The following is a 23,675-nucleotide window of genomic DNA, read 5'->3' on the forward strand; positions in this document are numbered from 1 at the left end:
CGCTGTGTGCGGTGCCGTGCCCAGCCACCTGCCCGGCGCGCGCGTGTCCAGCCCCGTGTCCGGCCCTATGTCCAGCCCCCACCGGCCGTCGTCACAACGCGCACCCCTGAGTGTCCACCTGCTGGCTCGCGGTGCGGCCCTGGGCGATGTCCTGGCGGATCTCGTCGGCCGAGAGCGCGTACCCGGTCTTGCTGTCGTCGAGCGATTTGGCGAAGACCACCCCGTAGACCTTGCCGTCGGGGGTCAGCAGAGGGCCGCCGGAGTTGCCCTGCCGGACGGTCGTGTAGAGCGAGTAGACGTCGCGGGTGACCGTCCCCCGGTGGTAGATGTCCGGGCCGCTGGCGTTGATGCGGGCGCGGACGCGGGCGGAGCGGACGTCGTACCCGCCGTTCTCGGGGAAGCCCGCGACGATCGCGCTGTCATTGCTGTGGGCGTCGTGGTGGGTGTCGGTGAACTTCAGCGCGGGCGCGTGCAGGTCCGGCACGTCCAGGACGGCGATGTCGCGTGACCAGTCGTAGAGCACGACCTTCGCGTCGTACAGCTTGCCCTCGCCGCCGATCTGCACGGTCGGTTCGCTGACGCCGCCGACGACGTGGGCGTTGGTCATCACCCTGTGGTCGCCGAAGACGAAGCCGGAGCCCTCCAGGACCTTGCTGCACCCGGTCGCCGTGCCGACGACCTTGACGATGGACTTCCTGGCGGTCGTCACGACCGGACTGCTGGCCAGCGCCGGGTCGGGCGCCTTGACGTTGGTGATCGGTTCATTGGCGAACGGGCTGAAGACCTGGGGGAAGCCGTTCTGCGCGAGGACGGATGTGAAGTCCGTGAACCAGGTGCTGGCCTGGGACGGCACCACTCGGGAGACCCCGATGAGCACCTTGGAGGTGCGGACCTCCTTGCCCAGGGTGGGCAGCGTCGTACCGGCCAGGGCCGATCCGATCAGCCAGGCGACCAGCAGCATGGCCACCACGTTCACCAGGGCGCCGCCGGTGGCATCGAGGGCGCGCGCGGGCGACCAGGTGATGAAGCGGCGCAGTTTGTTGCCCAGGTGGGTGGTGAGGGCCTGGCCCACCGAGGCGCACACGATCACGATGATGACCGCGACGACCGTGGCCGTCGTGGAGACCTCGGACTTCTCCGTGAGCTCGTCCCAGATGATGGGCAGCACGTAGACGGCGACGATGCCGCCCCCGAGGAAGCCGATCACCGACAGGATGCCGACGACGAAACCCTGGCGGTAACCGATGACCGCGAACCACACAGCGGCCAGCAGCAGCAGGATGTCCAGCACGTTCACCGTCGGGAGCCTCGCTTTTCGTCGCCGGGCACGGTCCGCCGGCCGATGGTGCGGCCCGTCGGGGAGCCGCAGTGGTTCGCGGCGTCGCCCGAGTGGCCCAGTACGTCGGCCAGCCTGTCATGCGCGCCAGTCGAGCGGGACCTGTCTGGAGCGGTCCCATGGGCGTTCCCAGCCCGCGAAGTGCAGAATTCGGTCGATCACTCCGGCCGTGAAGCCCCAGACCAGGGCGGATTCGACCAGAAAAGCGGGACCTTGGTGACCGCGCGGGTGGACAGTCGTCACCCGGTTGGCGGGGTCCGTGAGATCCGCCACGGGAACCGTGAAGACCCGGGCCGTCTCACCGCTGTCCACGGCCCGTACGGGAGTGGGCTCGCGCCACCAGCCGAGCACCGGCGTCACGACGAAGCCGCTCACCGGGATGTAGAGCCGGGGCAGTACACCGAAGAGCTGCACGCCCGCCGGTTCGAGGCCGGTCTCCTCCTGGGCCTCACGCAGCGCCGCCCGCAGCGGGCCGGTGGTCTGCGGATCTCCGTCGCCGGGGTCGAGGGAGCCGCCGGGGAAGGAGGGCTGTCCCGCGTGGGAGCGCAGGCTGGAGGCCCGCTCCATCAGCAGCAGCTCGGGGCCGGCCGGGCCTTCGCCGAAGAGGATCAGCACCGCGGACTGCCGCCCGCTGCCGCTCTCGGGCGGCAGGAACCGGCTGAGCTGCTCGGGGCGCACCGTATCGGCCGCACGCGCCACGGGCGCCAGCCATCCGGGCAGCCCGGACTGCGTCACGGCGACCGGACTCTCCTGAGTCCGGTCCGTGTGTCTCTCTCCAGCGCGCGTCATCGGCACCCCCGCCCCTTCCAACGCCTGCGGCGGGCCTGATCGTTCCGCACCAACGGGTGGTTCTGCACTACGGGTGTTGTCCCGCTCATGGACGGCGGGGTGGTCCTGGCCCTGCGGGCCGGTGCGTGCCTGGCCCTGCGGGCCGGTGCGGGCCGCCGTCACCCGGCCGCCATCGGTGGGGCCGGCTGCCCGGGATAGTCCGCCGGGGGCTTCAGCCGCTGGCCGGGCTGGCCGCCCTTCTCGTACTTCAGCAGCTTGCGCGCCTTCTCCGGGTCCGTCTCCCCTTCGCCGTACGAAGGACAGAGCGGAGCGATCGGGCAGGCGCCGCAGGCCGGTTTACGGGCGTGGCAGATCCGGCGGCCGTGGAAGACGACCCGGTGCGAGAGCATCGTCCAGTCGCTCTTGGGGAAGAGCGCGCAGATCTCTGCCTCGACCTTCTCCGGGTCCTGCTGCTCGGTCCACTTCCAGCGGCGCACCAGCCGCCCGAAATGGGTGTCCACAGTAATTCCAGGGACTCCGAAAGCATTACCAAGTACGACATTTGCCGTTTTCCGCCCGACCCCGGGCAGCGACACCAGGTCGTCGAGCCGGCCCGGCACCTCGCCGCCGAAGTTGTCCCTGATGGCGGTGGACAGCCCCAGGACCGATCTCGCCTTCGCCCGGAAGAACCCGGTCGGCCGCAGGATCTGCTCCAGCTCCTCGGGATCCGCCGCCGCCATGTCCTCCGGCGTCGGGAACTTCGCGAAGAGCGCGGGCGTCGTCTGGTTGACCCGGAGGTCGGTGGTCTGGGCGGAGAGGACCGTCGCGACCAGCAGCTCGAAGGGGTTCTCGAAGTCGAGCTCGGGATGGGCGTACGGGTAGACCTCGGCCAGCTCACTGTTGATCCGGCGCGCCCGGCGGACCAGGGCGGCGTGCGACTCGGACTTGGGAATCCTGACAGCCTCCGGCGCGGGCCCGGCCTTCTTGGCCGGGGCTTTCTTGGCGGGCGCAGCTTTCTTGGCAGGCGCAGTCTTTTTCGCGGGCAAGGTCTTCTTGGCGGGCGCAGCCTTCTTGGCGGGCAGTGCCTTCTTGGCGGGCGCAGTCCTTTTCGCGGGTGCAGCCTTCTTCATCGCGACAGTTCTCTTCGCGGGGACAGTTTTGTTGGCCGCCGCAGCCTTCTTCGTGGGGACAGTCTTGCTTGCCGCCGCGGCCTTCTTCGCCGGGACAGCTCCCTCCCCGGGCGCGGCCTTCTGTCCGGCTGCGGCCTTCCCGGCCGCCACAGCCTTCTCCCCAGCCGCCACGGCCCTCTTCCCAGCCGTCACAGCCCTCTTCGCAGCCGTTTTCGCAACCTGCTTCGCGGCTTCCTCCGCCGGTCCAGCCGCCTCTGCCATCTCGGTCCCCTTCACCGGTTCACCGGTTTCGTCACGTTTGCGGCCTTTTTCGCCCGGGTGGGCGACTGTTCGCCCACAGCAGAATTACGGCTCGGCGACACCCGTTCAGCCCCCTGCCCCTCTGCTCTCACCGGCGTTTTGGACACTCGGCCAGCCTAGAGCCAGGCACCGACATCCGCCCCGGTCACAGCTGATTCCCAACCCAATCGGCCCCCTCCCGCACAAGCCGCAGCGCCAGTGCGTCAAACTTGTGACTGATCACACTGATTGACCCGTCCGGCATGATGGGAACCAGCCGGTTCCCTGAGCAGGTCGACAAGGAGAGAACTCGTGGACGACGTTCTGCGGCGCGCCCCGCTCTTCGCGGCGCTCGATGACGAGCAGGCCGCTGAGCTGCGCGCCTCGATGAGTGAGGTGACGCTCGCCCGCGGCGACGCCCTCTTCCACGAGGGCGACCCCGGCGACCGCCTCTATGTGGTCACCGAGGGCAAGGTAAAGCTGCACCGCACTTCCCCCGACGGCCGCGAGAACATGCTGGCGGTCCTCGGCCCCGGCGAGCTGATCGGCGAGCTGTCCCTCTTCGACCCGGGCCCGCGTACCGCCACGGCGTCGGCGCTGACCGAGGTCAAGCTGCTCGGCCTGGGCCACGGCGACCTCCAGCCCTGGCTGAATGTCCGCCCCGAGGTGGCCACTGCGCTGCTGCGCGCGGTCGCCCGCCGCCTGCGCAAGACCAACGACCAGATGTCCGACCTGGTCTTCTCGGACGTCCCCGGCCGGGTCGCCCGGGCGCTCCTCGACCTCTCGCGCCGCTTCGGTGTGCAGTCGGAGGAGGGCATCCACGTGGTGCACGACCTCACCCAGGAAGAGCTGGCCCAGCTGGTCGGCGCCTCCCGCGAGACGGTCAACAAGGCCCTCGCGGACTTCGCGGGCCGAGGCTGGCTGCGGCTGGAGGCCCGTGCGGTGATCCTGCTGGACGTGGAGCGCCTCGCGAAGCGGTCCCGCTAGCCGGTCGGCCCGTTCCTGCCTGCCTGTACGTGTGTAGGGGCGCCCCATTGCGAGTGGGGCGCCCCTACACGTACGTACAGCCGACCGCGGATCAGCGACCACGGACCAGCGGCCACGGATCAGCGCGTGTTCCCGCCGCGCGGCTCGGCCCATCATCGCTCCCGCCGCTCGGGCCACCCGCTCAGATCAGCCCGTGCTCCCGCAGATACTCCAGTTGCGCCCGCACCGACAGTTCGGCCGCGGGCCAGAGCGACCGGTCGACATCCGCGTACACCTGCGCGACGACCTCCGAAGCCGTCGTGAAGCCGTTCTCGACGGCCGTCTCCACCTGGGCGAGCCGGTGGGCACGGTGCGCGAGGTAGAAGTCGACGGCCCCCTGCGCGTCCTCCAGTACCGGCCCGTGCCCCGGAAGCACCGTCTGCACCCCGTCGTCCACCGTCAGCGAGCGCAGCCGCCGCAGCGAGTCCAGGTAGTCGCCGAGCCGGCCGTCCGGATGCGCCACCACTGTCGTGCCGCGGCCCAGGACCGTGTCGCCCGTCAGCACCGCCCGGTCGGCCGGGAGATGGAAGCAGAGCGAGTCCGCGGTGTGGCCGGGCGCCGGTACGACCCGCAGCTCCAGGCCGCCGGTGGTGATGACGTCCCCCGCGCCGAGCCCCTCGTCGCCGAGGCGCAGCGCGGGGTCCAGTGCCCGTACGGACGTACGCGTCAGTTCGGCGAACCGCGCCGCGCCCTCCGCGTGGTCCGGGTGGCCGTGCGTCAGGAGCGTCAGCGCGACCCGTTTGCCCGCGCCCGCCGCCGTCGCGACGACGGCCTTCAGATGGGTGTCGTCGAGCGGTCCCGGGTCGATGACGACGGCCAGGTCGGAGTCCGGCTCGGCGATGATCCAGGTGTTGGTGCCGTCGAGCGTCATGGCGGAGGCGTTCGGCGCCAGGACATTGACCGCCCGTGCGGTGGCGGGCCCGGACAGGACCCCGCCCCTCGGCTGGCCGGGGAGGGCTGCGGCATCACTCACGCGGGGTCTCCTGTCGTCCGGGGCGTCACTCGGGCCGTCACTCCGGCCGTACCCCGGGCCGTCGCTTCGGGGGCCGGGCCGGTCATTCCGGCGTCCCGGGCGCCGGAAGCCGCCGGGTGAACTCATCATGACCCGGCCAGCTCAGCACCAGCTCACCGGCCTCCAGCCGGGCCCGTGCCAGCACCGGGGTGAGCTCCCGCGCCGCCGCGCCCGCCAGGGTGTCGGCCACCGTCGCGTACGGCTGGAGCGAACGGAGCGTCGAGATCGTCGGGGGCATCATCAGCAGCTCCCCCTTGTCGTACCCCGTGGCCGCCTCCACCGGCCGTACCCAGACCGTGTGGTCCGCCTCCGTCGAGGCGTTGCGGGTCCGCTGCCCGTCGGGCAGCGCGGTCACGAAGAACCAGGTGTCGTACCGCTTCGGCTCGAACTCCGGGGTGATCCAGCGGGCCCACGCCCCCAGCAGGTCCGAGCGGAGAACGAGCCCCCGCCGGTCCAGGAAGTCGGCGAAGGAGAGTTCGCGGTCGACGAGCGCGGCGCGGTCCGCCTCCCAGTCGTCACCGGAAAGGTCACTGACGACGGTGGACGCGGTCTCGCCCGCGAGCAGCACGCCGGCCTCCTCGTACGTCTCCCGGACGGCGGCGCAGACGATGGCCTGGGCGGATGCCGCGTCGACCCCGAGCCGCGCGGCCCATTCATCGCGCGGCGGCCCGGCCCAGCGGACCGGGCGGTCGTCGTCACGGGGGTCGACACCGCCGCCCGGATACGCGTACGCGCCTCCGGCGAAGGCCATGGAGGCGCGTCTGCGCAGCATGTGGACGGCGGGACCGGCCGCGGTGTCGCGCAGCAGCATGACGGTCGCGGCCCTGCGCGGCGCGACGGCGGTGAGCTCGCCGGCCGCCAGGGCGCGGATACGGTCGGGCCATTCCGGCGGGTACCACTGACCTTGGGACATGGCCGGAGGCTAACCGCTCTCGCGCCGATGTTCGAGGGGGTGGGCGGGGCGGGCGCCCCGCGGCCCTCAAGCCTTCAGCTCGACCTGGATCTCCACCTCGACCGGTGCGTCCAGCGGCAGCACCGCGACGCCCACCGCGCTGCGCGCGTGCACACCGCGGTCGCCCAGCGCCGCGCCCAGCAGCTCGCTCGCGCCGTTGAGCACGCCCGGCTGACCGGTGAAGTCCGGGGCGGACGCCACGAATCCTACGACCTTCACGACCCGCTCGATGCGGTCCAGGTCACCGGCGACCGACTTCACGGCCGCCAGCGCGTTCAGCGCGCACGTACGCGCCAGGTCCTTCGCGTCCTCGGCGGTGACTTCCGCGCCGACCTTCCCGACCAGCGGAAGCTTGCCCTCCACCATCGGCAGCTGGCCTGCCGTGTACACGTACACACCGGACTGCACGGCCGGCTGGTACGCGGCCAGCGGCGGTACGACGTCCGGAAGCGTCAGCCCCAGTTCGGTCAGGCGCGCTTCGACGGCCCCGCTCATGCGGACTTCTCCCGCTTGAGGTACGCCACGAGCTGCTCGGGGTTGTTCGGTCCGGGCACGACCTGGACGAGCTCCCAGCCGTCCTCGCCCCAGGTGTCCAGAATCTGCTTCGTCGCGTGCACCAGCAGCGGCACAGTCGCGTATTCCCATTTGGCCATACGGCGACTGTAGCCGCTGTCACCGACCGCCTCGGGCGTACCACCGTGCCCGACTGGTTAGGCTCGAATACGTGAGCAGGCTTCAGGTCGTGAGTGGCAAGGGCGGGACCGGAAAGACCACGGTCGCCGCCGCGCTGGCGCTTGCCCTCGCGACAGAGGGCAAGCGCACTCTCCTCGTCGAGGTGGAGGGCCGGCAGGGCATCGCCCAGCTCTTCGAGACGGAGGCGTTCCCGTACGAGGAGCGGAAGATCGCCGTGGCGCCCGGCGGCGGGGAGGTGTACGCCCTCGCGATCGACGCCGAACGCGCCCTGCTCGACTACCTCCAGATGTTCTACAAGCTGGGCAGCGCGGGCCGGGCCCTGAAGAAGCTCGGCGCGATCGACTTCGCCACGACCATCGCGCCCGGCGTCCGGGACGTGCTCCTCACCGGCAAGGCGTGCGAGGCGGTACGCCGCAAGAACAAGCAGGGTCGTTTCGCCTACGACCACATCGTCATGGACGCACCGCCGACGGGCCGCATCACCCGCTTCCTCAACGTCAACGACGAGGTGGCCGGTCTCGCGAAGATCGGGCCCATACACAACCAGGCCCAGGCCGTGATGCGTGTCCTCAAGTCCCCGGAAACAGCGGTGCACTTGGTGACGCTGCTCGAAGAGATGCCGGTGCAGGAGACCGCGGACGGCATCGCCGAACTGCGCGCGGCCGACCTCCCCGTGGGCAACGTCATCGTGAACATGGTCCGCCCCACGCTCCTGGACGAGCAGACCGTAAGGACCGTGTCGGGCGACCGCCGCAAGGAGGTGGCCAAGGCGCTGACCCGGGCGGGCGTCAGCGGCGCGGCGAAGCTGGTGACCCCGCTGCTCGCCGAGGCCGTCGACCACGCGGAGCGGGTGGAGCTGGAGCGCGAACAGCGCGCCGTACTGGCCGGACTGGAGCTGCCCACCTACGAACTCCCGCTGCTCGGCGACGGAATGGACCTGGCCGGGCTCTATCAGCTGGCGACGGAACTGCGGAGGCACACCACGTCATGACCCTGGACAGCGTGCCCCTCCTCGACATCGACCCGCTGCTGGACGACCCGGCCACCCGCATCATCGTGTGCTGCGGCTCCGGCGGTGTGGGCAAGACCACGACCGCGGCCGCGCTGGGCGTGCGGGCGGCCGAGCGAGGCCGCCGGGCCGTCGTGCTGACCATCGATCCGGCGCGCAGGCTCGCCCAGTCCATGGGCATCGACTCGCTCGACAACATCCCGCGCCGGGTGGCGGGCATCAAGGCCACCGGCGACGGTGAACTGCACGCCATGATGCTGGACATGAAGCGGACCTTCGACGAGATCGTCGAGGCGCACGCGGACGGCGAGCGGGCCGCCGCCATCCTCAACAACCCGTTCTACCAGTCGCTCTCCGCGGGCTTCGCCGGTACGCAGGAGTACATGGCGATGGAGAAGCTGGGGCAGCTGCGGGCCCGCGACGAGTGGGACCTGATCGTCGTGGACACCCCGCCGTCGCGGTCGGCGCTCGACTTCCTGGACGCGCCGAAGCGGCTCGGGTCGTTCCTCGACGGCAAGTTCATCCGGCTGCTGATGGCCCCGGCGAAGGTCGGCGGCCGGGCCGGGATGAAGTTCCTCAACGTCGGTATGTCGATGATGACCGGCACGCTCGGCAAGCTGCTCGGCGGTCAGTTCCTGCGCGACGTGCAGACCTTCGTCACCGCGATGGACACCATGTTCGGCGGCTTCCGCACCCGCGCCGACGCCACGTACCGGCTGCTCCAGGCGCCCGGCACCGCCTTCCTCGTGGTCGCGGCGCCGGAGCGGGACGCGCTGCGGGAGGCCGCGTACTTCGTGGAACGGCTGGCCGCCGACGGGATGCCGCTGGCCGGTCTCGTACTCAACAGGGTGCACGGCAGCGGGGCCGCGCGGCTCACGGCGGAGCGGGCGCTGGCCGCCGCGGAAAATCTTGATGACAGCGGCATTGTGGATCAGGAGGCCGGGAATGAAGCAGTTCGTGACTCCACGGAGCCCTCCCCCGAGCCCGGAACCACGGAGCACGCAGAGCTTCCCGAGACCCCTGAGACATGTGCAGCGACATTTACGGCGGCGTCCACAGCGCCATCCGCAGTGACATCCCGGGACCCATCCCCGGAACCGTCCCCGGACCCATCGACTGAGATGCCCCACGAGCCTGCTGAGACACCCGCGGAGGCCGACACACCAGAAGCCACGCCCGACCCGGCGGAAGCCATGCCGGAGCCGACGGTCGATGCACTGACCGCCGGTCTGCTCCGACTGCACGCCGAACGCATGCAGGTGCTCGCCCGTGAGCGGCGCACCCGCGACCGCTTCACGGCGCTCCACCCCGAGGTGGCCGTGGCCGAGGTGGCCGCGCTGCCCGGCGATGTCCATGACCTGGCAGGACTCCGGGCCATCGGTGACCGCCTCGCGACCGGTCGTTCTCCGGCCTGAGCCCGCCCCGGGAGTCCGCCCTGCACACCGCGGGGCGCCCGGCGTCCCGCGACGCGCTCCACCCCACACGCTCCACCCCACGGGCATCAGCCCACGAAGCTCCCGCCCACGGGCATCAGCCCAGCGGGGTCCGCCCACGGGGTCCTATCCCACGGCGGCGTACGTCTCCTCGAATGCTTCGTCGTCCGCGACGATCGCGGGCAGGATGCCCGTGCTGCGCTCGTACTCGGTGCGCGCGGTCTCCAGCAATCGACGCCACGAGGTGACGGTGGGGCGCCGGCGCAACAGTGCGCGCCGCTCCCGCTCGGTCATGCCACCCCACACGCCGAATTCGACGCGGTTGTCGAGCGCGTCGGCCAGGCACTCCGTACGCACCGGACATCCGGTGCACACCGCCTTGGCCCTGTTCTGCGCTGCCCCTTGTACGAACAGTTCGTCCGGATCCGTAGTGCGGCAGGCCGCCTGCGCACTCCAGTCAGTTACCCAGCCCATCCCGGCGCCGTCCTCTCCCGAATTCGAGGCTCCCCCACGGCGGCAGCGGCATATTCACCGCTGCCAGTTGAGGACGTTACGGAAGGTGGGCACAGCGCAACACCCCCTTCGGGCCCAATCTTGAATGGTCCGAACGGACTATGCGTACGCGGCAGATCACCCAACGGAGTGAGCGGGGGACATTCCGAACAACCCCGGCAAACCAGGGCAGTTCATCTACGCCACATCGGACACTGGGTTACACATGGGGCATATCCGGACGCGCATTCGCCCTATTCGGGAAGGGGAACACCGCGACGGGGGGCTTGATACGGGAGGGCACTGCTGTGACAGTTAGGTGCAGCTTAGGCCAAGGCATATCCGCGTGTCCGGCGAATGAGGCTGCTCCTTCTCCACAACGTAGGCTGCCCTCATGCCAAAGAAGCGCTCCGGCGGGGGTCTCACCAAGACTCAGCAGGCCGCCAAATTCCTCGGTGTCGCCGCGCTCTCCGGAGCTGTACTGGCGGGCATCGCGCTGCCGGCAGCCGGAGCGCTGGGGCTCGCGGCCAAGGGCACCGTCAACGGATTCGACGACATCCCCGCCAGCCTCAAGACACCGCCCCTCAGCCAGCGGACCACGATTCTGGACGCCGACAACAACCAGATCGCGTCGGTCTACGAGCGGGACCGCACGGTGGTCAAGCTCCAGGACATCTCCCCGTACATGCAGAAGGCGCTCGTCGCGATCGAGGACGCGCGCTTCTACCAGCACGGCGCGATCGACGTCAAAGGCGTGGCGCGCGCGCTCAACCGCAACGCCCAGGAGGGCGGCGCGGCCCAGGGTGCGTCGACCCTCACCCAGCAGTACGTCAAGAACGTCTTCGTCGAGGAGGCGGGCGACGACCCGACCAAGGTCGCCGAGGCGCAGCAGAAGAGCCTCGGCCGCAAGGTCCGCGAGCTCAAGTACGCGATCCAGGTCGAGAAGTCACTCGGCAAGAAGAAGATCCTGGAGAACTACCTCAACATCACCTTCTTCGGTGAGCAGGCGTACGGCGTCGAGGCGGCGTCCCAGCGGTACTTCTCCAAGTCCGCGAAGGACCTGACGATCGGTGAGTCCGCGCTGCTGGCCGGTCTTGTGCAGTCGCCGACCCGCTACGACCCGATCAACGACATGGAGGAGGCCACCAAGCGGCGCAACACCGTGCTGCAGCGGATGGCCGACGTCCATGCCATCTCGCAGCCCCAGGCCGACAAGGCGATGGCTGAGCCGATCAAGCTGAAGGTGACCAAGCCCAAGAGCGGGTGCATCACCGCGGTCAAGGGCGCGGGCTTCTTCTGCGACTACGTCCGCAAGGTGTTCCTGACGGACCCGGCCTTCGGCAAGACCAAGGAGGAGCGCCAGAAGCTCTGGTCGGTCGGCGGTCTGACCGTCAAGACCACCCTGGACCCCAAGGCCCAGGCGTCCTCCAATGTCGCGGCCACCTCCCGGGTCAACAAGGACGACAAGATCGCGGACGCGGTGGTGCAGGTCCAGCCCGGCACCGGGAAGATCCTGGCGATGGCCCAGTCCCGTCCGTACGGCCTGGACCCGTCGAAGCACGAGACGGTGCTGAACCTCTCCGTCGACAACAAGATGGGCGGTACGTACGCGGGCTTCCAGGTGGGCTCGACGTTCAAGCCCATCACCGCGGCCGCCGCGCTGGAGAAGGGCATCAGCCCGGCGCAGAGTTTCACGACGGGCTCGCACATCGCCCTGCCCGGTTCGAGCTTCCGCAACTGCCAGAACCAGCCGGCCGACAGCAGCACCTGGTCCGTGGGGAACGAGCTCACCTCGGAGAAGGGCACCTTCGACATGACCAGCGCGCTGGGCAAGTCGATCAACACGTACTTCGCGAAGCTGGAACAGAAGACCGGCCTCTGCGAGACGATCAGCATGGCCAACAAGGTCGGTTACATCCGCGGCAACAACAAGCCGCTCCAGGCGGTGCCCTCCACCACCCTCGGTGGCCAGGAGTCGACCCCGCTGGCGATGGCCTCGGTGTACGCCACCTTCGCCAACCGCGGGACGTACTGCTCCCCGATCGCCGTCGAGTCGGTGACCGCGCCGGGCGGCAAGCAGCTCGCGGTGCCGAAGTCGACCTGCGCATCGGCGATGAGCGAGCACACGGCCGACACCATAAACCAGATGCTGAAGGGCGTGGTCGCGGACGGCACCGGTAAGCAGGCCGGGCTGAGCGACCGCGACAACGCGGGCAAGACGGGTACCACCGACGAGCGCAAGAACGCGTGGTTCGTCGGCTACACGCCCAACCTGGCCACGGCGGTCTGGGTCGGCAGCGACGGCGCGCGGCAGATCCCGATGTCCAACATCAACATCGGCGGCCACTACTACGACGAGGTCTGCGGTGGCTGTCTCCCCGGCCCCATCTGGAAAACGGCGATGACCGGCGCGCTCTCCCCCTCCGAGACGCCCGCCTTCAACACGGTCGACGTCCCGCGCGGACAGGGGGGCGGCGGCAAGAGCCACGACCACCACAAGGGCGGCGGCGACCAGGGCAACGGCGGTACGGACAACGGCGGAACCGACGGCAGCACGAACGGCGGCGACCAGGGCAACGGCGGCCAGCCCGGAGGAGGCGGCCAGCCCGGGGGCGGCATCTCGTTCCCGCCGGGCTTCATCGGCGGCAACAACGGCCACCACCACAGATAGCGGAACGGCGGCGGACGCGGTACGCGGCCAAGGCACGACAAAGGGAGGGGCGCCCGGTGGATTTCCACCGGGCGCCCCTCCCTTTTCCGACAGACGGACAGGCAGACAGACAGACAGACAGACAGGCTGAGACCGCTCGACAGGCCGCCAGTGGCCAACAGGCGAGCAAGCTCAACCCCCAGGCCACAGGCTCAGCCCGCCGGCCATTCATGCAAGCTCAACCCACCGGCCATTCAGACAGGCTCAGCCCGCGAGGCGCTTCTTCACCTCGGCGGCCACCCGGCCGCCGTCGGCGAGCCCGGCCACCTTCGGGTTCACGATCTTCATGACGGCGCCCATGGCACGCGGCCCCTCGGCGCCCGCGGCCTTCACCTCGTCGACGGCCTGCGTGACGATCGCGCCCAGCTCGTCGTCGCTCAGCTGCTTCGGCAGATACGTGGCGAGCAGCTCGCCCTCCGCCTTCTCCCGCGCGGCGCTCTCGGTACGGCCGCCCTGCTCGAAGGCCTCGGCCGCCTCGCGGCGCTTCTTCGCCTCCTTGGCGATCACCTTCAGCACCTCGTCGTCGGTCAGCTCGCGAGCCGACGTACCCGAGACCTCTTCCTTCGTGATCGCGGAGAGGGTCAGCCGGAGCGTCGAGGAGCGCAGCTCGTCACGCGCCCTGATGGCCTCGGTGAGTTCTGCGTGCAGCTTGGACTTGAGCGTGGTCATACACCCAAGTGTCGCAGGTACGGTCCCCCCGCCGCCCGCAGATTTCGCGGTGCCCCGCTGTCTGCGACGATGGAGCTATGCGCGCACGCTATGGGATCCCCCTCAAAGTCACCGCAGGAATCACGGCCGTTGGCGCGGCAGGCATCGCCTATGCCGCCGGATTCGAGGCGCGCTCGTTCCGCCTCCGGCGGGTGACCGTGCCGGTTCTGCCGCCGGGTGCCCGGCCCGTACGCGTACTCCAGGTCTCGGACATCCACATGGTCGGCGGCCAGCGCAAGAAACAGCGCTGGCTCCAGTCCCTGGCCGGGCTGCGGCCGGACTTCGTGGTCAACACCGGGGACAACCTCTCGGACCCGGAGGGCGTTCCGGAGGTCCTGGACGCGCTGGGGCCGCTGATGGAGTTCCCGGGGGTGTACGTGTTCGGGTCGAACGACTACTACGGCCCGAAGTTCCGCAACCCGGCCCGCTACCTCTTCGAGAAGGCGCAGGGCAAGCACGGCCTCAACGGCAAGGCGCCGGCGGTGGGCGTGGTGCACAACCCGTGGGAGGGCCTGCGGGACGGCTTCGACGCGGCGGGCTGGGTGAACCTCACCAATACCCGCGGCCGGCTGAAGGTGGACGGCATGGAGATCGCCTTCACCGGTCTGGACGACCCGCACATCAAGCGGGACAGGTACGCGGAGGTGGCGGGGGGCCCGGAAGCGGACGCCGACCTCTCGGTCGCGGTGGTGCACGCGCCGTACCTGCGCACCCTGGACGCGTTCACTACGGACGGCTACCCCCTGATCCTCGCGGGTCACACCCACGGCGGCCAGCTGTGCATCCCGTTCTACGGAGCACTGGTCACCAACTGCGACCTGGACACCGACCGGGTCAAGGGCCTCTCCGCCCACGAGTCCGGCGGCAACCGCTCCTACCTGCACGTTTCAGCGGGCTGCGGCACGAACCGCTACACCCCGGTGCGCTTCGCGTGCGCCCCGGAGGCCACGCTGCTGACGCTCACGGCGAGGCGGTAGGACCGACACCCGGGTCGGAATCCGGCCCCGGCCGCCCGCCAGGGAAAACCGGATTTCGTCTCAGGCCACGGGTCCGCTAAAGTAAACGTTGTCGCCGCCACGCGAGCGACAATCGGGGTGTAGCGCAGCTTGGCAGCGCGCTTCGTTCGGGACGAAGAGGTCGTGGGTTCAAATCCCGCCACCCCGACAGAGAAACACCAGGTCAGGCCCGGTGCTGGGAGATCAGCACCGGGCCTGATTTGCTTTGCGGTCCCGTTTTGGGAGCCATTTAGGAGCCGACCTCGGGGAGCGGCTCCCCGACGGCTCCCAGCGAGTGGCGTTCCGCCTTCGAGCGCGCCGTGCGCCGCGTGCACACCGCAGGATTCACCCCACGGCTTGTGCCGAGGAGACAACAGACGGTACGACGATCGGCATGCACCGATGGTCGCCGTTGAATGACCGGCAGCTCGCACTCCTCACCCACATTAGGGACGGAACCGACCCCGTCACGTCGGACAGCCCCGAGCTCGCGCTCACCGCCCGCGCGCTCAAGGAGCGGCGCCTGATCACGATGCCCAAGCAGGATGGGAAGTGGCAGGCGGAGATCACCGACGCGGGACGCTTCTATCTCGAACACGGGCATCATCCCGACCGACCCGAGCCGGCCCCGCGCAAACCTCGCTCAGCGGCGCATGGAGCCAAGGCGCCGGTTGCCTCTCGTCCGCAGCAGGACGCCGCTCCCCCGTCTGAGACGAAGCCGACCTCACAGCGGGTCCTGAAACCCCCACGCCCGTCGCCGGCGGCGATCGGACCGGCCTTGATCAAGCAAGTGCAGGAAGCTGGACGATTCCTTCGGATCCCGGGCCCCAGCGACGCGGAGCGAGCCCGGTATCGCCGGGCCTTCGACGCGGCCCGGCAGTGCGCTCCTGACGGGTACCACCTCAAGTACAGCGGGCGGGCAAAAGGCGACTTCTTCCTCGGTCTGCTGCGGGTGACCGGCGAGGACGACACCGAGTGGAACCGGATCCGCCTGGCACGCAGCCGCGTGATCACCGACGTCGAGGACGTACTCGCCGCGGTCACCAAGGACCACAGCGCCTTCGAGATCTCCGAGGAGGTCCTGCCGAGGGTGCTCGCACTGATCCGGCTCCTCGCCGATCAGGCACTTGGGCGGCACGGCGAGATCGCAGTGTCCAAGAAGCGCAGGCAGCCGAGGCCGCTGCTCACTGTCCACGGCAGGACGTACGAAGTCGGCTTCCGTGAGCGGCAGAAGCAGGTCCGATACGTCCCCAAGCAGCCAGGCCGACGCACGTACGACTGGCAGCGGGTCACGCCGGCCCACAAGTCCGAGCCGTCCGGCGAACTGGAGCTGCTGGTCAGCGAGAACTCGGGTTACAGCTACAACTACGGCTGGAAGAAGGACTGGGCCGACACGGCCAAGAAGCCGTTGGAGGAGCAGATCGCCTCAATCTTCCGGGCGTTGAAGGCACGCGCGGAGGAGCAGGAGCGGACCCGGCTGGAACGAGAGGCGGAGCAACGGCGTCTGCGAGAGGAGCGGGAGCGTCAGGAGGCCGAGCGCCGGCGACTGGCGGCGGAGCGGGAGGAGCGCGAGCGGCGGGAGTGGGAGGCCGCGGTAAGTACGGCTTCGGTCAAGGCAGTTCACGCGGTACGGGCCGAGCACTTTGGCACGGCCCTGGAGCAGTGGCGTGCCGCGGGTGAGATCCGGGCGTTCTGCTCCGCGCTGGATGAAGTCGCCGCTGCGTCGGAAGATGCCCCCGAAGCTGAGAGGCTGCGTGAGTGGTCGGCTTGGGGAAACGCGGAGGCTGATCAGCTCGACCCCACCACGAACGGCCAGGGCCTGGCCGCCCGCGACTTCCACGCGGAGCCGACGAAGAAGCAACTGCGGCCGTTCCTCGACGGGTGGCACCCGGACCGGCCGGAGAAGGAGAAGCCTCCGGCGCAGCCGGCGCCTCCCAAGCCGGAGCAGGACCCATGGCGCGGCGTCATCGACGCACATCAGGATCAAGGGTGGCGATATGGACGCCCAGGTCGCGCTCAATGGTGGAGGCGATGACGCCGTGACCTCGGTCGCGTAGGGCCTTGGCCGCCTTCTCGACGAGTTCTCCGAGCCGGATGACTTCGGCGCGCAGTGCGACCAACTCGTCGTAGCGGTCGGCCTTGTCTTCGCCGCACCAGGCACGGACGGTCCGCAGGACAGCTGCCTCCGCGTCCAGCTTCCGGTCGTCCCGCCGACTGTAGGAGTACCAGGACGGCTGGGCACGCTCCTGCTCGATGCCCTGCTGCTTGCGGTCCACCTCCGGAAGGATCTCGTCGGCGAGGCGGTCGGCCACATGGCGCGCGACGCGCTCGGTGACCGGCCACCCTGCCAGGCACATGCCGTGGCGGTTCTCGTAGACCATGGCGTCGCTGCGGAGTTCGGCTGCGTCCATGCCGATGAGCGGTGCCGTCTCGTCGAGGCTGCTCAGCTCCAGAACCCCGGCATCGGCCACTGTTCGGCGCAAGCGCAGCCTGTTCTTCGGACGGACGAAGCCGAGGATCAGGCGGGCGGCCTCGAAATCCGTGCTGCCCCGGACGTGGCGAGAGGACTCCACCAGCGTCAGCTCCGCCGCGTCGTCCACGCGGAACGTATCGACATCCGCCCACGGTGCTACGAGACAGCCGGAACTGACCCACTCCTGCAGGCCGGCGGCATCGCCTTCGAGGAACCGCACGTGGATCCAGCCAGACCTGCCGGGGCCTCCCACTCGAACGACCTCCACCTGGCGAACCGCGCCACCCAGATCCTTCGGCCTCGCGCGGCATGCCCAGTGTTCGCCAATCTCCATGTACCTATTGAGCCAGGTCTGTTGAACCCGTCACCGGGCTTTCTCCATAACTGCCTGAGCGAGCTGACCGCACTGGGTTGACGCTGCGCCGGCGAGGCATCAGTGCTCTACAAGGACACGTGACTCCCTGCGTGCGCACGGGAGTTCGCCGAGTACGCGCACTCGTGAAATCGGGCTCATCACCGGGCGATCGTCAAGCGCCGTCTCCCATTGCTCGGTCAGGCCGAGCATGAGGAGCTTGCATATGCCGGAAGTGACGTGGGCGCGGCGTGCCGCGATGCCGGCACGGCAGTTGGCGTCGATGCTGATCCCTTCCATCAGGGCGATTCTCTTGGCCGAGTCCGGGCCGGGAACGCCCCTCATCGGCTGGGTGACCTTGGCCTTGGCGGTGACCGAGGAAGCCGAACTGGCTGGTCACGCCGGTTGCGCGGCTTACCCCCGGACCTGTACGGCGCGAACGACGAAGACGACACAGGGTGCGGCGGTACACGGCCGAAGGCCGTAGCAGCGCGGTCGGGCTGATTCAAGCGGTCGCGAAAGTCCGGATTGGTAGCGGCATTCCGCGACTGATTCAAGAGCCCGCGCTCGCAAAGTTGCAGGTCGGAAGCCGTGAATGAAGACGGCGAACAGGTCACGCTGAAGGGGCACCACAGCGGCTGTCGGCAAATTCGCGAGAACTCGAATCGGCTCCCCACGCGGTGCAGTCTCCTCCGTGTCCGGGGGCGCCACCGGACACGACCAGCGGACTTGCGCGGCTAACTCGCCGCCGGTCCATGGTCCCTTCACCCATTCATCACGTGCTGCCGCACGCCCGAGAAACGAAGGTTTGCCATGCCCACGACAAACGACCGCCCCGATGACCCGCAGCCGCACGGAACGCCGCCGACCGAGCCGCACACGCCGGACGAGACCCCCGCGGAGCACCCGCGCTCACAGAACGCCCTCGCCTGGGCCACGGTCGGACTGTCCGCAGCCTGCTGCACCGCCGGTGTGGTCCTCTCCCTGACCGGCCACGAGGAGGTAGGTATCGCCCTCATCGCCGCCGGATCCTTGGAACGAGGCGTCAGCACCCGGAAGTAAGGCAGCGTCGTGGTGCGGGCCTCTGCTGCCGGACTCACCCTCGTCCAGCAACAGAGGCCCAGCCGCGTCCAGGCAACGCCGTGGAGAGCGAGCCTGCGCGATTGCAGAAGCTCGTTGAGCACGCGCACCAGTGACGTGGGGTACATCGCCCGACGGGGGTCGAGCGCCGTCTCCCATTGCTCGGTCAGACCGAGCGTGAGGCGCTTGCGCATGTCAGGGGTGACGTGGGCGTAGCGCGCCGAGACGGAGCCGTCGATGTGGCCCATGCGTTCGTCCATGAGGACCTTCTCGGTGCCGAGGTCCTCCATCACGGTCCGGCGGGTGTGGCGAAGGCCATGGGGTGTGAGGCCCTTGGCGACAGGAAACCAGCAGGCGTCGGCCCGGTCACTGACGCCAGCCACTCCACCCCCACCGAGGCAAGGCAGGGGCGGACGAACTTGTGCTACAAGCCGACGACTTCGCCCCATCGCATACCGGTGTAGCCCTTGAGGACCACAGCCACGAATGCGTCGTCACGGCTGGACGGCAGCGAGGTCCGCTCAGCTGTCAGCAGGATGCCGAGAGCGTCGGTCACCACCTTCTCGGGGCCACGGTTCCGGGAGCGGCCAGCGCACTTGCCCCCCTCCGCGCAGTGCGGTACAGCTCGCGCCGGCAATCGAAGGCCCGGTCGAAGTTGCGCGGGGCCTTGCCCGCCGCGTCCTCGATCCACCTCTCGTCCCGGCGCCCAGGCGTGGTGGTGTCGTGGACGTCCGGTCTGACGGAGCCGGCGCTCATCTGCCTCCGTACGTTCTCCGTGACCCGGTCGGCTGAGGCGCTACGCCCCCGCATGCGGGGGTGGCCGGATGCCGCCCCTCCCCATGACCCCGGGCTGTCACCGGCGGATGCCCTCGTGCCAAAGTCGCCGAACGGACCGGACCAGCACATGAGCGAACGCAAGGAGCAGCACATGCCCGATGGGGGATCGCCGTGGACACTCGCCGTGCCCACAGGCGGTGACACACTCCGGCAGGAGCGTCTCACACGGGATCTGCACGACACCCTGCACAGGGCGGACGATCTCGTCGTCGGCTTCCATGACGCCGATGGGCCCACCGAACCGGGCCATAAGGGTGCCGGCGTGGGTGAGGTGGCTCTCTGGGCCACCACCGCCGCCGTCGCCCGCCCGGCATCCCAGGTCCTGATCACCCTGATCAAGGAGTGGTGCGCCAAGGAGCGGCACCGCAAGGTGGTGGTCACCGTTGGAGAGAACTCCGTCGAGATCACCGGGCGTCCGGACGCCGCGCAGGAGCGTGTGGTCCGCGAGTTCCAGGACCGGGTCGTCGGCGACGACAGTCCCGAACCGGATGACGGCGCGGCGTGACCCGCCTCCACAAGCGCCGGGCTCTCCTGATCGGCAACGAGCACTACGACGACGGCCACTTCTCGCCGCTGGCTTCCGTGCGGGCCGACGTATGGGGACTCGCCCAGGTTCTGAAGCACCGCAACATTGGCAACTTCGTCTCAGTCCAGACCGAATCCGATCTCACCGCCGCCGACATGCGGGCGGTCATCGGGGAGTTCCTTCAGGAGCGCGACGAGGACGAACTCGCACTCGTGTACGTCTCCGGGCACGGTGTGCGCACCGTACGCGACGGCGCGGAATTCCACTTCGTCGCGAAGGACACCGACTACGACCGGGTGGCCTCGACCGGTGTCAGCGCCGGGTTCCTCAACGACGCGCTGGAGGAGTGCGTCGCGCCGCAGAAGATCGTGATGATCGACTGCTGCCGCAGCGGCGGGTTCGCCATGGGCCTGCGCACGTCGGACCGGCGGCCCGAGAACTCTGTGTCCAAGTCCGGCGAGCAGCCCCCGCTGACCAGCAGGGGCGTGTACGTCCTGTCGTCCTCGCGGGCCGGGGAGGACTCGTACGCAGACGCGGGCGGCAGCGAGGACGTGAAGCCGTCAGCTTTCACCGGCGAGGTCATCGAGGCGCTGCGCACGGGGAAGGTCAGCAAGGACAGCGGCAGCGCTGTGACGGTCAGCGACCTGTTCCACTACGTCAACCGGCGCATGCGTGCCCAGGACGGCGGGCGTCAGGTGCCGGTGCATTCCGCGCTCAGCGTCGATGACCGCCTCATCATCGCGGACAGCCCCTTCGGCCGGGCCCCCATCCTCGATCCTCTGAGTTCTCGGCCCCGGTCCGCCGCCGGAGAAGAAGCGGCACAACCGCATGCCGCGAAATCTGCTTATGCGCAGCCCGCCTGGGCCAACCTGCTGGACTACTACCGCGAATGCGTCCTGGCCGAGAGTGCCGAGACACCTCTGATGGACGTGAGCCGCCAGGACACGTCGTATGTGTGCCTGGACGGCGCGGAGAGGTTCATCTCCGGCGAGGTCGATGACGACGGCTGCGTCGCACTCCCCGAGGAAGCGGCCCCGCTGGTGGACTCAGCGGCCGAGGAGGACGCCGAGCTCTGGGCGGGATACCCGGCCGTGGTCCTCACCGGGCCCCGCACCGGCCGCCCCTGGCGACAGCCGAAGTTCGCGCCCCTGCTGGTACGCCGGGTCGAGATCGTTCAGGACGAGGGCGAAGTGCGGCTGAAGCCGTACGGCCCGGTCCAGCCGCATCCTCAGCTGGCGCACGACTGGCTGGGCGAGGACGAGGCCAACCAGCTCATCGACACCTTTCAGCCGTCCTGGCATCAAGGACAGCACGACCGTATGGCGGTGGAGGTACGCAACCTCCTCACGCAGGAGTTCGAGCTGCCGTGCGTACAGGAGCTCCGTCCCGACCAGCTCGCCGACCGCATCGACGTCCGTACGCCCGGCCACGGGGCCCGCAACACCGCTGTCCTGTTCGCGGCTCGCCCCCAGACAGGCTTCACGAAGGGGCTTCTCAACGACTTCGCCGGAATCGCCAAACAGACGGACCAGATCGGGAAGACCGCCCTCGGGGCCCTCGCACCCGACACCTCGCAGCGGGCCCGATCCCTCGCCCACACGGACCCCGAACCGGCTCGCCTCGTGACGCCGCTGCCCTGCAACGAGGCGCAGACCGCGGTTCTCCGGTCCGCCATGACCCGCCGCCTCACCGTGGCCACGGGCCCGCCCGGCACCGGCAAGAGCCAGTTGGTCGCCAATCTCGTGGCCACGGCGATCGCGGCAGGTCAGACCGTACTGGTCGCGTCCACCAACAACGATGCCGTGGACGAGGTCTGGCGCCGCTGCGACGAGTTGGTGCCCGGCAGCGTCGTGCGCACCGGTTCGGCGCGGAAGAACGGCAAGAGCAACGCGGAGCACGAGGCCGCCGCGCTGCACGCGCTGCGCACCGGCCCGGAGCCATCCACTACCGTGCCCACGGCGTGCATGGCCACCACGCTGGCTACCGACCGTCTGGCAGAGGTACGGCAGGGTCTGGCCCACATCGCGGAGACCGAACTGCGGCTTCGCCGGGCAGGCGAAACCCGCGCCCACCACGCGGAACAGTTCGGGATCACCGTCGCCGAACTCCAGAACCTGCTCGGTGGCCCGCCCCGGCCCAGGGAGCTGGAGGACAAAGCGCACCGCCTCTCCCGCGCGCGCTTCCTCGGATCGTGGCGCCGATCCCGTTTCCTGCGGAAGGCCGGTCTGGAGGGGTACACCGGTGATCCCGCCGCGGGCTGCCTCGCGCTCGCCGGCTTCGCCACGGCCGAGGCCGAGTGGCGTGACGGGCGCGGGCACGCTGCGTCGGTGGAGGACACAGCGCTCACGCGCGCCCTGCGCGATGCGGAGAGCACCATGCAGGACGCTTCACGCACGCTCCTCGCCACCACGGTCCAAGCCGCCGCCTGGGCCGGACGCCGCCGCATTCTGGACCTGTTGGCGGCTCGGGACGGCAAACGCAGCGACTGGCCGCAGATGCGGAGGGTTCTGGGTCGCTCGGACGGCTCCACGGATGCGCCTGCGGTAGCCGGATGGGCTGTCACCAGTCTTTCCGCCCGGCGGTTCCCGCTGGGCCCGGCCCTGTTCGATCTCGTCGTCGTCGACGAGGCCAGCCAGTGCGCCATCCCCCACGTCCTGCCACTGCTGTTCCGCGCGCGGCGCGCCCTGGTCATCGGCGATCCCATGCAGCTCACGCACATCACGCAGACCAGCCCGCACCGCGAGGCTCTCATCCGGCGCGGGAACGGGCTGCGGTCCGACTGGCTGGAGAAGCACCACCTCGCCTACCGGCGCCACTCCGCCTTCCACGCGGCCGAGCAGTCCGCGGGCGGCACGCTGCTTCTCGACGAGCATTTCCGCTGTCATCCGCACATCGCCGGGATCTCCAACGAGTTCTTCTACGATGGTGGGCTGACCGTTCTCACCGACACCCGTGGCCGTCCCGCTCTGGCCCGCCGCCCCGCGGTCATCTGGACGGATGTGACCGGGCGGGCCGCCCGCCCTCCGTTCGGTGGCTCCTGGGTCAACGAGGACGAGATCCGCAAAGTGCTCGCCAGTGTCACGTACCTGCTGGATCAGTTGCCGCCCGAGTCCACCGTCGGCGTCGTGACTCCCTTCACGGCGCAGGCCGAAGCGCTGCGTAAGCGGCTGCGGCCGTATGACGAGGAGCGCCTGCGCATCGGTACGGTGCACACCTTCCAGGGCGGCGAACGCGATGTCATGGTGTTCTCCCTCGTCGCCGGCGAAGGCATGCATCCGGGTGCCGTCGAGTGGGTCGGTGGACAGCTGAACCTGTGGAACGTCGCCATCACCCGGGCACGCAGTCACCTCATCGTGGTGGGGGACATGGAGCTCTGGCGAAAGCGAGGAGGCGTGGGCGCCGCGCTGCTGGGGGCTGCGGAGCGGGACGGCGTGCCCCCTGGTGGCAGAGACGAGGACGTGCTGCTCAAACGCCTGTACCAGACCCTCTCCCTCACGGAGAAAGCCACCGTCACGCTGGGCGAGACCGTTCACGGGCATGCTGTGGACGCCTTGGTACGAGGCATCGGTACGGCCGTCCCCCGGGCCGTGCTGCTCGATCGAGGGGTGGAAGAGGGCGGCGACCCGGCACGCCACCTCCGACTCATGCTGCACCGCAGGAACTTGCTGGGCAGGGGTGACGGCGAAGTCGAAGCGGCGCGTTGGCCGGCCTGGCGGCTGTACGACACCGGCGAGCAGCAGGGGTGACCCTTCAGCCCCATGCCCTCGCCCGGCCGGGGCACACGCTCTCCGTGCGCCTGTCCCCAGCGCGTCCGGACTTGTCCATCGGCGGCCCCAGGACCAGTTCCGGCCCCCCCCCAATGCA

The 23,675-nt window shown here is 69.6% G+C and carries 19 protein-coding genes, 1 tRNA gene and 1 pseudogene; 9 read left to right on the plus strand and 12 right to left on the minus strand.

What is annotated here, in order from left to right; translation table 11 throughout:
* Nucleotides 1-91: 91 nt before the first annotated feature.
* The 3 genes from OG210_RS12560 to nth form a co-directional block, all read right to left on the minus strand.
* Entirely contained in the window at nucleotides 92-1,297 is a 1,206-nt protein-coding gene (locus OG210_RS12560) for a MarP family serine protease (RefSeq protein ID WP_328329542.1), read from the minus strand.
* Between the two features lie 117 nt (nucleotides 1,298-1,414).
* Nucleotides 1,415-2,125, minus strand: coding sequence for a CoA pyrophosphatase (locus tag OG210_RS12565; protein WP_328335547.1), 711 nt, complete (start codon nucleotides 2,123-2,125; stop codon nucleotides 1,415-1,417).
* Nucleotides 2,126-2,283: 158 nt separating this feature from the next.
* Nucleotides 2,284-3,234: an endonuclease III gene (gene nth / locus OG210_RS12570; RefSeq protein ID WP_371540266.1), complete on the minus strand. Its 951-nt coding sequence runs from the start codon at nucleotides 3,232-3,234 to the stop codon at nucleotides 2,284-2,286.
* Nucleotides 3,235-3,825: 591 nt separating this feature from the next.
* Here nth and OG210_RS12575 point away from each other — a divergent pair.
* The gene (locus OG210_RS12575) at nucleotides 3,826-4,500 is read left to right on the plus strand and encodes a Crp/Fnr family transcriptional regulator (RefSeq protein ID WP_164258843.1); all 675 of its coding nucleotides are present in this window, start codon (nucleotides 3,826-3,828) and stop codon (nucleotides 4,498-4,500) included.
* A gap of 181 nt (nucleotides 4,501-4,681) precedes the next feature.
* Here the strand turns inward: OG210_RS12575 and OG210_RS12580 are convergent, their stop codons facing one another.
* The 4 genes from OG210_RS12580 to OG210_RS12595 form a co-directional block, all read right to left on the minus strand.
* Complete coding sequence (locus OG210_RS12580; protein WP_328329540.1) at nucleotides 4,682-5,512, minus strand: MBL fold metallo-hydrolase; 831 nt, start codon at nucleotides 5,510-5,512, stop codon at nucleotides 4,682-4,684.
* Nucleotides 5,513-5,594: 82 nt separating this feature from the next.
* Nucleotides 5,595-6,464 carry an NUDIX hydrolase gene (locus OG210_RS12585; RefSeq protein ID WP_371536376.1) on the minus strand — a complete coding sequence of 290 codons (870 nt, stop codon included), beginning with the start codon at nucleotides 6,462-6,464 and terminating at the stop codon, nucleotides 5,595-5,597.
* Between the two features lie 66 nt (nucleotides 6,465-6,530).
* The gene (locus OG210_RS12590) at nucleotides 6,531-6,998 is read right to left on the minus strand and encodes a RidA family protein (protein WP_328329536.1); all 468 of its coding nucleotides are present in this window, start codon (nucleotides 6,996-6,998) and stop codon (nucleotides 6,531-6,533) included.
* A complete protein-coding gene (locus OG210_RS12595; protein ID WP_164258849.1) occupies nucleotides 6,995-7,156 on the minus strand; it encodes a DUF4177 domain-containing protein in 162 nt (53 codons plus the stop codon). The genes OG210_RS12590 and OG210_RS12595 overlap by 4 nt, the downstream gene beginning before the upstream one ends.
* Nucleotides 7,157-7,227: 71 nt before the next feature.
* On the opposite strand from OG210_RS12595, the gene OG210_RS12600 reads away from it, so the two are divergent.
* Together OG210_RS12600 and OG210_RS12605 are read left to right on the plus strand one after the other, a co-directional pair.
* A complete protein-coding gene (locus OG210_RS12600; protein WP_328329534.1) occupies nucleotides 7,228-8,187 on the plus strand; it encodes an ArsA-related P-loop ATPase in 960 nt (319 codons plus the stop codon).
* Nucleotides 8,184-9,620 (plus strand): ArsA family ATPase, encoded by a 1,437-nt coding sequence (locus tag OG210_RS12605; RefSeq protein WP_328329532.1) that lies wholly within the window; start codon nucleotides 8,184-8,186, stop codon nucleotides 9,618-9,620. The genes OG210_RS12600 and OG210_RS12605 overlap by 4 nt, the downstream gene beginning before the upstream one ends.
* Before the next feature lie 144 nt (nucleotides 9,621-9,764).
* Here the strand turns inward: OG210_RS12605 and OG210_RS12610 are convergent, their stop codons facing one another.
* Nucleotides 9,765-10,112: a WhiB family transcriptional regulator gene (locus OG210_RS12610; RefSeq protein ID WP_164258855.1), complete on the minus strand. Its 348-nt coding sequence runs from the start codon at nucleotides 10,110-10,112 to the stop codon at nucleotides 9,765-9,767.
* Nucleotides 10,113-10,524: 412 nt separating this feature from the next.
* Between OG210_RS12610 and OG210_RS12615 the strand changes: the two genes are divergently transcribed.
* Nucleotides 10,525-12,801, plus strand: a complete 2,277-nt coding sequence (locus OG210_RS12615; protein WP_371536381.1) for a transglycosylase domain-containing protein — start codon at nucleotides 10,525-10,527, stop codon at nucleotides 12,799-12,801.
* A gap of 243 nt (nucleotides 12,802-13,044) precedes the next feature.
* On the opposite strand, the gene OG210_RS12620 is transcribed toward OG210_RS12615, so the two are convergent.
* Nucleotides 13,045-13,509: a GatB/YqeY domain-containing protein gene (locus OG210_RS12620; RefSeq protein ID WP_328329528.1), complete on the minus strand. Its 465-nt coding sequence runs from the start codon at nucleotides 13,507-13,509 to the stop codon at nucleotides 13,045-13,047.
* Nucleotides 13,510-13,586: 77 nt separating this feature from the next.
* Here OG210_RS12620 and OG210_RS12625 point away from each other — a divergent pair, with 77 nt between their 5' ends.
* From OG210_RS12625 to OG210_RS12635, 3 genes are all read left to right on the plus strand, one after another.
* Nucleotides 13,587-14,525 carry a metallophosphoesterase gene (locus tag OG210_RS12625; protein WP_328329526.1) on the plus strand — a complete coding sequence of 313 codons (939 nt, stop codon included), beginning with the start codon at nucleotides 13,587-13,589 and terminating at the stop codon, nucleotides 14,523-14,525.
* A gap of 113 nt (nucleotides 14,526-14,638) precedes the next feature.
* A tRNA-Pro gene (locus OG210_RS12630) sits at nucleotides 14,639-14,712 on the plus strand.
* Between the two features lie 225 nt (nucleotides 14,713-14,937).
* Nucleotides 14,938-16,578 (plus strand): PE-PGRS family protein, encoded by a 1,641-nt coding sequence (locus tag OG210_RS12635; protein ID WP_371536385.1) that lies wholly within the window; start codon nucleotides 14,938-14,940, stop codon nucleotides 16,576-16,578.
* Here OG210_RS12635 and OG210_RS12640 read toward each other — a convergent pair.
* The 3 genes and pseudogenes from OG210_RS12640 to OG210_RS12650 form a co-directional block, all read right to left on the minus strand.
* Nucleotides 16,508-17,350: a PE-PGRS family protein gene (locus OG210_RS12640; protein ID WP_371536387.1), complete on the minus strand. Its 843-nt coding sequence runs from the start codon at nucleotides 17,348-17,350 to the stop codon at nucleotides 16,508-16,510. The genes OG210_RS12635 and OG210_RS12640 overlap by 71 nt on opposite strands.
* A 99-nt stretch (nucleotides 17,351-17,449) precedes the next feature.
* Nucleotides 17,450-17,668 (minus strand): hypothetical protein, encoded by a 219-nt coding sequence (locus tag OG210_RS12645; protein ID WP_328329521.1) that lies wholly within the window; start codon nucleotides 17,666-17,668, stop codon nucleotides 17,450-17,452.
* 848 nt (nucleotides 17,669-18,516) lie between these two features.
* Nucleotides 18,517-19,049, minus strand: a pseudogene (locus OG210_RS12650) (hypothetical protein); the annotation flags it as partial.
* Nucleotides 19,050-19,352: 303 nt separating this feature from the next.
* Between OG210_RS12650 and OG210_RS12655 the strand changes: the two are divergent.
* On the plus strand, nucleotides 19,353-19,790 hold the full coding sequence (locus OG210_RS12655; RefSeq protein WP_328329519.1) for a hypothetical protein: 438 nt from the start codon (nucleotides 19,353-19,355) through the stop codon (nucleotides 19,788-19,790).
* Nucleotides 19,787-23,557 carry an AAA domain-containing protein gene (locus OG210_RS12660; protein WP_371536390.1) on the plus strand — a complete coding sequence of 1,257 codons (3,771 nt, stop codon included), beginning with the start codon at nucleotides 19,787-19,789 and terminating at the stop codon, nucleotides 23,555-23,557. The genes OG210_RS12655 and OG210_RS12660 overlap by 4 nt, the downstream gene beginning before the upstream one ends.
* Nucleotides 23,558-23,675 lie beyond the last annotated feature (118 nt).

Origin of the sequence: Streptomyces sp. NBC_00466 (genome assembly GCF_041433995.1) — a bacterium.
In the GTDB taxonomy this organism is placed as follows: domain Bacteria; phylum Actinomycetota; class Actinomycetes; order Streptomycetales; family Streptomycetaceae; genus Streptomyces.